This window comes from Candidatus Protofrankia californiensis (assembly GCF_900634765.1).
GTDB lineage: Bacteria > Actinomycetota > Actinomycetes > Frankiales > Frankiaceae > Protofrankia > Protofrankia californiensis.
In genome coordinates, this window is record NZ_CAAAFT010000043.1 from 1 (window position 1) to 10,133 (window position 10,133).

A 10,133-nucleotide genomic window follows, 5' to 3' on the forward strand; every position below is an offset into this window, starting at 1 on the left:
CGCCCGACCCTCCCGCGGGCCGCCCCACCCCGCGATGTCCGATGGCCGGGCCCCGACCCGGACGCCTCGCCCAGAGCCCGACCCGGGGGAGGCGCGTCCGATGGGGAGTCGTCGTGTCGGAACTGCATCCCGAGCCGGCCGGTCAGGTTTCGGCAGTGGCCGGATCCGGGGAGAACGTGCCGACACCTGCCGACCAGCCCTCGGTCAGTGGGTCAGGAATAGACCGCGAGCATCGGGCCCGGTTGCAGGCTGCTCGTCCCGAGCTCCGCGTCGACCGTACCGTGGTTCTGCCAGAATTCGACGGCGCCCTGCACGTCCCGATTTTCGATCAGGTCGGTCAGGCGTTCGTACCGGGCGACCGACTGTTGGATGAATTGGCGCCCGTCCGCTTCGGAGATATTCCGCAGAACGGATTCGTACTCCTTCCGGAGCAGAGTCGAGACGAGTTCCGCCATCAGGATCAGAGTCTTGTTGTGGGACGACCGCACGACCAGGATGCGAAAGTCGATGGACGGGCGGGAAAAGTCGAGAATGCTGCGTGGCCTGCCGGCGGTCAGCAGGCAGTTACGCATTTTCCGGAGGTCTGATCCGCTCCGGCGTGCTGCTGCCAGCGCCACGGCGCCCGGTTCCACCACCGCCCGCGCCTCAACCAGGTCCCTGACGGAAGTTCCCTGCATCTGCAGGCGTAGACCGGTCTGCCGCGCGAGAACCCGGGTGTCCGGCTCCTGAACGAGTGGTCCCAGGTGGGACCCGCGACGAAGAATGATCAAGGACTCGGATTCGAGGATGCGCAATGCCTCGCGCATTGTCGGCCTCGCGACACCGTATATGTCCATCAGCTCGCTCTCCGGCGGGAGATGCTCGCCGGGCCTGACCTCACCGCGCGCCATCCTGCCTCGGAGGTCGTCGGCGACCATCTCGGAGAACTTGCTGAACCTCGGCCCACGTTCCGGCCCGAACATATTGACACCCATGTCGTCCGCCTCCTCGCTGAAGCGTGAGAAGCCATGCTAACGGCGGAAGAGCGCCATGATCTGGTGCGGTCGGATTCTTGTGAGGCCGCACACGTCCTGTGAATCGACCCACACCCGTGTTCACTGGCTATTACTGTGGGTTTCCGGTAGGCCGGTGGGCTGACCGGCCGTCACGTCGGCATGACTACCCGGCACATCGCCGCATCCACGCTTCCACCACGGGAACTGGTATATACAACACTGTCGGTTGGGAATGGGTAGGGAGTATTAGAGTGAAGGCGTCGCCCTTTTCGCGCCGTTCGCCGGAGGGGGCAAAGGATATCTGGACCCGGACGTCGGCGTATCCGCCCGGTGGTAGGTGAGACCGGTGGTATGTGAGAGGAGAGACCACGAAATGGAGTGGGACGAACCACCGCCCGCCACCGCCGTATCCCGCCTCGGGCATTCGATCAAGCGGGCTGAACAGGCGCTCATCCGCGAGAAGACCCGGGCGCTGCGCGACGTCGGTCTGTCCGTCCCGCAGTACACGGTACTGTTCACGCTTGCCGAGTCACCTGGGCTCTCCGGTGCCCAGCTCGCCCGCCGATGTATGGTCACGCCCCAGTCGATGGCAAGCCTGCTGCTCACGCTCGAGGCGAAGGGGCTGATCGTACGTGAGCAGTCGGACGTCCATGCCAAGGTCTTCCAGTGCCGATTGACCCAGTCCGGCTGGGTGCTGTTGCACCGGGCGGACGCCGTCGCGCTCGCGGTCGAGCAGCGCCTTGCCGCCGTCTTCACCCCCGCCGAGTCGGAGGAGTTTCGTTCCCTGCTCGAGCGGACCGTCGCCATTCTCGACGACGAGACCGGACGCTCCGCGCCACCCGCGTCATCCGCGTCACCGGCGGCGCTGCACTGGCCGCAGGCGGCAGGCCAGTAGAAACCCGGCCAGCAGAAACCGAGGGCAACCAGCAGGATTGGTGGAAAAACCGGCAGGATCGGCCGAGGGTGGGCTGAGTGAGCGTTCTCGGCCGTGAGACCTTGGCCGACTTCCCCTCGGGAGAGGCCGGTCAACCGGCTCTCGGGTGAGGCCCTACCCTCGGCTGGCGCTCCCCGCTCCGTCCACCCGCCGGCGGCGGGCGATCTCCGCCAGCACCACACCCGTGGCGACCCCGGCGTTGAGCGACTCGACCTTCCCGACCATCGGGATCCGCACGGTCAGATCGCAGTGTTCCCCGACCAGTCTCGACAGGCCGCGTCCTTCCGAACCGACAACCAGCGCGAGCGGGTCGGAGGTCATCTCCAGGTCGTCCAGGCTGATCTCGCCGTCCGCGGCGAGTCCCACCACGAACAGACCGGCCTGCGCCCAGCTCGTCAGCGCGCGCACAAGGTTCGTCGCCCGCGCCACCGGCAACCGGGCCGCGGCGCCGGCCGACGTCTTCCAGGCCGCGGCGGTGACGCCGGCTGCCCGCCGCTCGGGCACCATGACCCCATGCGCGCCGAACGCCGCCGCCGACCGGATGACCGCACCGAGGTTGCGCGGGTCGGTCACGCCGTCCAGGGCCACCAACAGTCCTGGTGGCGCTCCCTGCGCGCGGGCGAGCAGGTCGTCGGGATGGGCGTACTGAAATGGCGGTATCGACAGCGCCAGCCCCTGATGCGGCGCGGAACCGCATATCCGGTCCAGTTCGGTCCGTGCGACGTCCGCGACGGCCACCCCGCCGCGCGGGGCAAGGCGACGGGCCTCGTCAAGACGTTCGTCGTAGTCGGTTCCAGCAGCTACGTAGAGGACGGACGCCGGGACGCCCGCCCGCAGCGCCTCGACCACCGCGTTGCGGCCGACCACCAGCTCGTCGAGTTCGCCCCGCTCGTCCCGTTCCGCACGGCCGGAGCGCCCCGCGCGGGCCGGACCAGCCCAGGCAGGCCCGCCCGTGCGGCCCCGCTGCGGCGCACGGGGGCCGCGGGCCCCGGTATCACCGGCGGCCCGGTCGTCACGGGTCCTGGCGCCGCGAGCCCGGTCGTCACGGCCTCGGTCGTCACGAGTCCGGTCGTCACGCTGCCCGCTCTTGTCGGCGGCGCGAGGTCCGCTGGGACGCCGTGCCTCGCCAGCGGTGGCCGCAGCCGCAGCTGCCCGACGCTGGGCCGGGTGGCCGGGACGCATCTCGGCTGGTGGGGTCGCTCCACGCCCCTGCAGGCTCTTTCGCCGCTGCCCCCCGCTACCGGCCGACGCGCCTTTACGGTGTGACCCGGCCTTGGCCGCGCGGCCGCCCTGACCACCGCGGGCCACGCCATTGCCGCCGCGCCTGGACTGGCCGGCCATCAGAGGACTCCACCAGCACGGGGCCCGCAGGTATCGGAAAACATCGTCATACGGTATACGGACGCCTGCCCGCGCCTAACGCGGGATCGCCCGACCCGCGTTAGGCCGCGCTCATCACCGGAGGTCGTCCAGGATCTGCCGGCTCCAGGCGGCGCCCGCTTTTCAGGCCGAGGCCGACGAGCAGGCCGGAAACGGCGAATCCCGCGGCTGCGATCGTGAACGCGATGGTATAGGAGGATTCGCGGGTCATGCCTGTGGGCAGGAGCCGGCTGGTCAGCAGGGTGACGGTCATGGCGCTGGCGAGCGCGCTGCCAACCGTGCGCGCGATGGAATTGATGCTGTTGGCGATCGCGGTTTCACCTGGCGGTACCGCCAGGACGAGCAGAGGGGGTATGGCGGCGTACCCAAAGGTGATCGACAAGTTGACGATCACTCCACCGAGGATGACCTCCCAGGTTGCGTCATGCAACAAGGCAAGGAGAGCGAACCCGGTGACGCCGAGGACGGTGGCGGCCAGGAGCGTCGCCCGGCCGCCGTGGCGTCGTACCACTCTGCCGCTGAACGGTACGACGAGCACGCCGGCCACCACCCCGGGAAGCAGATAGACGTTGCTGGTCGCGAGGACGCTGGCGCTGAAGCCGTAGCCGGCCTCGGCGCGGGGCGTCTCGACGAGGTGGGAGATGCCGAGGAAGCCGGTGAACATCCCCACTCCGAGGAACAGTCCGGCGAGGTTTGTGATGAGGACGGGTCGGTGGGCGAGCAGCCTCGGAGCGACCAGCGGCGTGCCGACCCGGTTCTCGACGCCGAGCCATACCGCGAACAGCACCGCGCAGGCGGTGAAGCAGCAGAGGGTGGCCGCGGAGGTCCATCCCCAGTCGTTGCCCTCTGACAGCGGCAGGAGTAGCAGGACGAGCGCCGCACCGAGTAGCCCGGCACCGAACCAGTCCACCGTTCCCGAAGCATGACTGTCCCTGTGCGGGACCGCGACCGCGGTCAGGAGGAGAGCGAGGAAACCGGCCACGGTGGCAAGCCAGAAGATCTGATGATAGTCGCCGTGGTTACGGGTAAGCATTCCGGCCAGGCCGACGCCGAGCCCGCTGCCGAGCCCGAGCATCCCGCTGACCACGGCCATCGCGAAGGTCAGCCGGTCGGTGCGGATTTCATCCCGCAGCACGCCCATGGCCAGCGGGAAGATGCCGTACGAGGCTCCCTGCAGCACCCGGCCGAGGACGAGCAGCGGCACGGATGCGGTGGCCGCGGCCAGTAGTGAACCCGCCACGACCACCGCCAGGACCCCGAGCAGTACGCGACGCTTTCCGTGGAGGTCTCCGAGCCTGCTGAGGAGCGGGGTGAGTACCGCGGCGGCGAGCAGGTTCGCCGTGACCGCCCAGCTCACGGTCGCCGTGGTCGTATGAAGCTGTCCCGCGATTTCGGTCAGCGCGGGCACGACCAGGGTCTGTATCAGGGACAGGACGATGACATCGAGGCAGAGCGTGAGCACCAGGAGCCGCGCCGTCGCGTCACCGGCGCGGACTCCGGGCGAACTTCCGGCGATGATCACTTGAACGCTGGTTGCCTACGCCTGGAAGCGCACGGGAAGGTTCGCCAGACCGCGGATGAGGATGTTCGGCTTGTACGTCGGCTCGGCCGTGAGGATCTCGGCGGTCCCTACGCGGCCGACCCAGGTGTCGAGGAAGATCTCCATTTCCAGGAGGGCGAGGGGTGCGCCCAGGCAGTAGTGGTGACCGAGACTGAAGGACAGATGGCGGGAGACCGATTGCTCCCCGGAGAAACGAGTGACGTCGAGCCGGTCCGGCTCGTCGTAGGCGTCCGGGTCGCGGTTCGCGCAGGCGATCAGGGCGACCACGCCTTCCCCGGGGGCGAAGGTCCGGCCGCCGACCACGAGCTCCCGTTTGGCGGCGCGGGTGTTCATGTGGATGGGCGAGTCGTAGCGGAGCAGCTCGTCGACGGCCCTGGGGATCAGCTCCGGCCGCCTGCGCAGCAGGTCGAGCTGGTCGGGGTTGCGCAGCAGGGCGAGGGCGCCGTTGCCGACCAGGTTCACGGTCGTCTCGTGGCCGGCGATGATGAGGGTGATGCAGGTGCCGAGCAGTTCGTCGGCGGTGAGCCTGTCACCCTGGTCCTCCACCGCGGCCAGGGAGCTGATCAGGTCGTCACCGGGGTGCTGCCGCCGTTCGTTGACGAGCTGGCGGAAGTATCCGGCGAACTCCGGCAGTGCTTGGTTACGAGCGGTGAGCGCCTCGGGGGTCATGTAGACGTCCGGGTCGAACGCGCGAGCAAGCGCTTGCGACCACTTCTGCACCAGTTGGTGGTCCTCGGCGGGCACGCCCAGGATCTCGCAGATCATGGTGAGCGGCAGCGGGTAGGCGATCGTCTCGATCAGGTCGAACTCGCCGGCGTCGAGCGCGGCGTCGATCAGCTCGTTGACGAGTTCCTCGATACGAGGCCGGAGGCCCGCCACCCGCCGTGCCGTGAAGCCCTTGGTGACCAGACCACGTAGCCGGGTGTGGTCGGGCGGCTCCATCCACAGGAAGGTGTCCGGAAAGGCCGACGCCGGGATGGTGGGGTGCAGCTGCTCCGCCTCCTTGTCGTGCCCCCAGTCCCCGCTCTGCAGGATCTGGACGCAGTCCTCGTAGCGGGTTGCCAGGTGCAGTCCGAAGTCCGACATGTGCAGCGGGCCGGCGTCGCGCAGATCGTCGTACCGGGAGTACGGGTCGGCCCGGTTCGTCGGGTCGAACAGTTCATTCAGCAGGGGCGGCGGCGCGGCAGGGTTGTTCGGCGTTTTCACCGGGGTCGTCGCCACGTCCATGTCGGCTCCCTCTCACGATTCTTCGGTGCCGTCGTCACCGGTTGTCTCAGGCCTCGACCGCACCGGCTGATGTATCTGGCGCCGGCACCGGTGATGAAATCACCGAACGCACAGGGTCGTCCAGTGAAACGGTATTTCAGCACGCCCGGCTGGCGGCCCGGTGAACGGTCCATTTACGTGCCGGGACGAGAACCTAACGGGCTTGGTGGCGACCCGGTCGCCGCTGGGGCCGGCCATTGTGGCATCGAATGGATCAATCGGATTGGCTGATAACGGCGGGGTTGCGCAAAGGGCAAGATAAAGAGTAGGGGCGAGCTCGCGACCTGCGGTTACGGTGCTTCCCGGCGCAGGGGAGAAGAGGTTCCCGATGCATTTTGTCAATCTTCGCAGGTCCGGTTGACGCCGGAGAGGCGACGGACCCAAGATATCGATGGCAACGCGGCCGGAATCGCCGGATCAGTGGTCGGCGGCGGGACGACACGGTGCGTGGACAAGGCGCGGGGAAAGCTCTCGGGACGGCCGGGCCATGCCGGTTGGGGATACATGACGGCGAATGCGTGACGGCCACGGGAGGCGTGATGGAGGACGGCGGAGTGCCCCCGATGTCGGACCAGGAATTGCAGCCCGGTCCGCGGGATCCGCTGCACAGCCGGCTGTCACAGGTCCGGCAGGCCGCGGACGGCCGTGGTCACGCGGTCGTCCTCGGTGCCGGGATCGCCGGGTTGCTGGCCGCCCAGGTGCTGTCGGAGACCTTCGACCGGGTCACGGTGCTGGAACGGGACGTGCTCCTCGACGGGGACTCGCGCCGTGGAGCGCCTCAGGGAAGGCACCTGCACGGGCTGCTCGACCGCGGGCGCCAGATCATGGAGGAGCTGTTCCCCGGGCTGACCACGGAACTCACGCAGCGGGGCGCGTCCACGATCGAGACGCTGGTGGGTTCCCGCTGGTACCTGCGGGGGTTGCGGGTCTGCTCGACCCCGACCGGGCTGACCTCGGTGCTTGCCAGCAGGGGGCTGTTGGAGGACGTCCTGCGGACGAGACTGCGGAAGATCCCCGGAGTGGAGTTCGTCGAGCGGACGTCCGCGGCCGGGCTTGTCGCGGCACCCGACGCTCCTGGCCGGATCATCGGCGTGCGCGTCGCCCGGTCATCTCGCGCTGCCGCCGAGGAGGGCTCGTGGCCGGCCGGCCCGGGGGCCGACGAGAGGGACCTCAGCCGCCTCGTTCGCACGGACTTCACCCGCGTGGATGCCACGCATACCGATCTCATCCGCGCGGACCTCGTCGTGGATGCGACCGGCCGTGCCTCCCGCAGCCCGGACTGGCTGGCCGCCCTTGACATGCCCCGGCCGCCCGAGCGGCGAACCGATGTGGATCTCGGTTATGCGTCGCGTTTCTACCGTTACCGTCCCGAACACCTCGACGGTCAGCGTTCGATCATAATCTCTACCATGCCCGGATTCCGTGGCGGCGGCGCCGTCGCATTGGAAGGCGACCGCTGGCACATCACGCTCGCCGGAATGCTCGGTGACCATCCACCGACGGATCCCGAGGGTTTCGAGGCGTTCGCCCGGACCCTGCCCGTACCTGACATCTACGACCTCGTCACGTCGACCGAGGCATTGAGCGACCCGGTACCCCACCGTTTCTCCGGTTCGCTGCGTCGACACTACGAGCGTCTGAAGAACCCACCCGAAGGATTCCTCGCCATCGGTGATGCGGTGTGCAGTTTCAATCCGCTCTATGCTCAGGGAATGACCGTGGCGGCCCAGCAGGTGCGAGCGCTGCAGGACTGCCTGAGGGCCGGCGGCCCGAATCTGCCGGCTCGTTTCTACCAGCAGGCCGGACGTCTCGTGGACGTCGCGTGGGATATGGCAAACGGTGCCGACCTGCGTTATCCCGGTGTCAGGGGGCGACGCAGCCTGCGTGACCGGCTGGTGGGCCCGTACGCGGAACGGGTACAGGTCGCGGCACATCAGGACGCCACGGTGGCGCGCGCCCTGATGAGCATGCTGAACCTTGTGGACGCCCCCACAACGCTGCTGCGCCCGGCCGTGGCAGCCGGAGTCGTCCGGTTCGGCTGGGCGCACCCGACCACGCCGAGGAAGGTGTCCACCTCCGTAGTTCAGGAGGCTGGGGTTCAGGAGGCTGGGACAGGCACTCCCGGGGGCTGACGGTGCGTGTCTCCGGGACGCTGTGTGTCTGTGGGCGCTGACGGTGCGTGTCTCCCCTCCGTCAGCGCTTCTTCACGTGGTCATCCATTCACCGCGGTCATCCGCGCCGGTCATCCATTCACCGTGATCGTCCATCATGCTCAGGACGCGGGACGGGTCAGGACGACAGCCGGACGGGCAGGGCCGCGAGGCTGCGTACGGTCAGGTGCGGTCGGTAGGGCGGCGGGTCCATGGCCAGGGCGAGGTCCGGGGCACGGCGGATGAGCGCCCGCATGGCGATCTCCGTCTCCAGCCGGGCCAGCGGTGCGCCGAGGCAGTAGTGGATGCCCAGACCGAAACCGAGGTGACGGGGAGCGGGAGCGGTTCCGGCGTAGCGGGTGGCGTCGAAGCGGTCCGGATCCGCGAAGACGTCCGGGTCCCGCTGGGCGGACGCGGACAGGACAATGATTATTTCACCCTGAGCGAACGCGCGTCCGGCGATCTCGGTGTCCCGTAGAGCGAGACGACCGATGAACTGGATGGGTGGGTCGTAGCGCAACGTCTCGTCGATGACGGAGGGCATGAGGTCGGGATCGGCGCGCAGGAGGGCAAGCTGGTCGGGATTACGCAGCAGCGCCAGCACGGCGTTGCCGATCAGGTTGACCGTTGTTTCGTACCCGGCGACCAGCAGCAGGGCACACAGCTCCAGCAGTTCGGTCTCGCTCAGCATGTCGCCCTGGTCCCGCACCGCCACCAGACTGCTGAGCAGGTCCTCGGTCGGCCGGGCTCGGCGCTGTGCGATCAGCTCCGTGAAGTAGGCGTCGAAGTCACGGGAGGACGTGACGCGCCGGGCCAGTTCGTCGGGGGTGAGCAGGTAGTCCGGGTCGATTCCGCGGGTGAGATCGTTGGCCCAGCCCCGGAACGTCTGCTCGTCCTGTGCGGGCACGCCCAGCAGTTCGCAGATGATGCGCAGCGGGAGCGGGCGGGCGAGCGCGTCGATCAGGTCGATCTCACCCGCCTGCGCAAGCGCGGTGTCGATCAGTGAATCGACCAGGGACGTGATCCGTGGTTCCAGACCGGCGATCACCCGGGGGGTGAAAGCCTTGCTGACCAGGCCGCGCAACCGGGTGTGGCCGGGTGGGTTCATCCGCAGGAATGATCTGAGCCCGCCGTCCAGCGCCTCGGCGCGGCGCCATGCGTTGGTCCCCACCTCGTCGCGCCCCCATGCTGTTTCCGACAGGGCGGTCACGCAGTCGCGGTAGCGCGTCACCACCGTGGCCGGGAGCTCCCCCAGTGGGATGCGGTAGAGCGGATCCGCCGCCCGCAGGGCACGGTAGCTCGGGTAGGGGTCGGCGCGGCGTGCCGGGTCGAAGGCGCCGAACGCCAGGGGTACGGCAGCGCCGGGGGCATCCGATGTCGAGGCGGAACTCATGGCCGGGCCCTCTCCTCGTCGTGGTCATCCGGGGCACCGGATACGACAGCGTCGGCCGCCGGACCGTCCATACCGCTCCTCTCACGATTCACCCGTGCCCCCCGGGCAGGCGGTATTGCCGGCAGGTGGTGACGCGATACCGCCGCCGGCCGCCGAGTAGAAGAATCCCCGGGCAGCATTAATCCCCGATGAATCGGTACTGAATCGGCGACGGCGGGAACCGCACGAATCGTTGAACCGCCGACGAGGCATCGATTGGCAGTCGAAATGGCACGATAGGAGATGACGCGATGGGATGACGCGATGGGAAAAGGTGCTACAGGAAACAATGCAATGGGATTCGCTCCGGTGGTTACAGGCGGAGTCTGACGAAATCGGCGGGTCCGGATATCCCGCGACGGACGGTCACCGCGGCCTGCGCGGCCTGCGCGGGCCGGCGGGGGACGGAGGTGCC

At 68.5% G+C, this 10,133-nt stretch carries 7 protein-coding genes; 2 read left to right on the top strand and 5 right to left on the bottom strand.

The annotated features are described in order from the left end of the window. Positions 1 to 212: 212 nt before the first annotated feature. Positions 213 to 974, bottom strand: coding sequence for a FadR/GntR family transcriptional regulator (locus DD1DGNOD_RS02170; RefSeq protein WP_131764934.1), 762 nt, complete (start codon positions 972 to 974; stop codon positions 213 to 215). Between the two features lie 394 nt (positions 975 to 1,368). Here DD1DGNOD_RS02170 and DD1DGNOD_RS02175 point away from each other — a divergent pair, with 394 nt between their 5' ends. Then, positions 1,369 to 1,890: a MarR family winged helix-turn-helix transcriptional regulator gene (locus tag DD1DGNOD_RS02175; protein ID WP_131764933.1), complete on the top strand. Its 522-nt coding sequence runs from the start codon at positions 1,369 to 1,371 to the stop codon at positions 1,888 to 1,890. 153 nt (positions 1,891 to 2,043) lie between these two features. On the opposite strand, the gene rlmB is transcribed toward DD1DGNOD_RS02175, so the two are convergent. From rlmB to DD1DGNOD_RS02190, 3 genes are all read right to left on the bottom strand, one after another. After that, positions 2,044 to 3,270 carry a 23S rRNA (guanosine(2251)-2'-O)-methyltransferase RlmB gene (gene rlmB, locus DD1DGNOD_RS02180; RefSeq protein WP_131769323.1) on the bottom strand — a complete coding sequence of 409 codons (1,227 nt, stop codon included), beginning with the start codon at positions 3,268 to 3,270 and terminating at the stop codon, positions 2,044 to 2,046. Between the two features lie 100 nt (positions 3,271 to 3,370). Next, entirely contained in the window at positions 3,371 to 4,831 is a 1,461-nt protein-coding gene (locus DD1DGNOD_RS02185) for an MFS transporter (RefSeq protein WP_131764932.1), read from the bottom strand. A gap of 15 nt (positions 4,832 to 4,846) precedes the next feature. After that, positions 4,847 to 6,097 carry a cytochrome P450 gene (locus tag DD1DGNOD_RS02190; protein WP_131769324.1) on the bottom strand — a complete coding sequence of 417 codons (1,251 nt, stop codon included), beginning with the start codon at positions 6,095 to 6,097 and terminating at the stop codon, positions 4,847 to 4,849. Positions 6,098 to 6,699: 602 nt separating this feature from the next. On the opposite strand from DD1DGNOD_RS02190, the gene DD1DGNOD_RS02195 reads away from it, so the two are divergent. Beyond that, entirely contained in the window at positions 6,700 to 8,268 is a 1,569-nt protein-coding gene (locus tag DD1DGNOD_RS02195; protein ID WP_241251157.1) for an NAD(P)/FAD-dependent oxidoreductase, read from the top strand. Positions 8,269 to 8,425: 157 nt separating this feature from the next. Here DD1DGNOD_RS02195 and DD1DGNOD_RS02200 read toward each other — a convergent pair whose 3' ends face one another. Beyond that, positions 8,426 to 9,679, bottom strand: a complete 1,254-nt coding sequence (locus DD1DGNOD_RS02200) for a cytochrome P450 (RefSeq protein WP_131769325.1) — start codon at positions 9,677 to 9,679, stop codon at positions 8,426 to 8,428. Positions 9,680 to 10,133 lie beyond the last annotated feature (454 nt).

Bases quoted from the DNA above. Each gene is read 5' to 3' on its own strand.
- DD1DGNOD_RS02170 (WP_131764934.1), bottom strand. From the start codon at position 974: ATGGGTGTCAATATGTTCGGGCCGGAACGTGGGCCGAGGTTCAGCAAG.
- rlmB (WP_131769323.1), bottom strand. From the start codon at position 3,270: ATGGCCGGCCAGTCCAGGCGCGGCGGCAATGGCGTGGCCCGCGGTGGT.
- DD1DGNOD_RS02190 (WP_131769324.1), bottom strand. From the start codon at position 6,097: ATGGACGTGGCGACGACCCCGGTGAAAACGCCGAACAACCCTGCCGCG.
- DD1DGNOD_RS02200 (WP_131769325.1), bottom strand. From the start codon at position 9,679: ATGAGTTCCGCCTCGACATCGGATGCCCCCGGCGCTGCCGTACCCCTG.
- DD1DGNOD_RS02175 (WP_131764933.1), top strand. From the start codon at position 1,369: ATGGAGTGGGACGAACCACCGCCCGCCACCGCCGTATCCCGCCTCGGG.
- DD1DGNOD_RS02195 (WP_241251157.1), top strand. From the start codon at position 6,700: ATGTCGGACCAGGAATTGCAGCCCGGTCCGCGGGATCCGCTGCACAGC.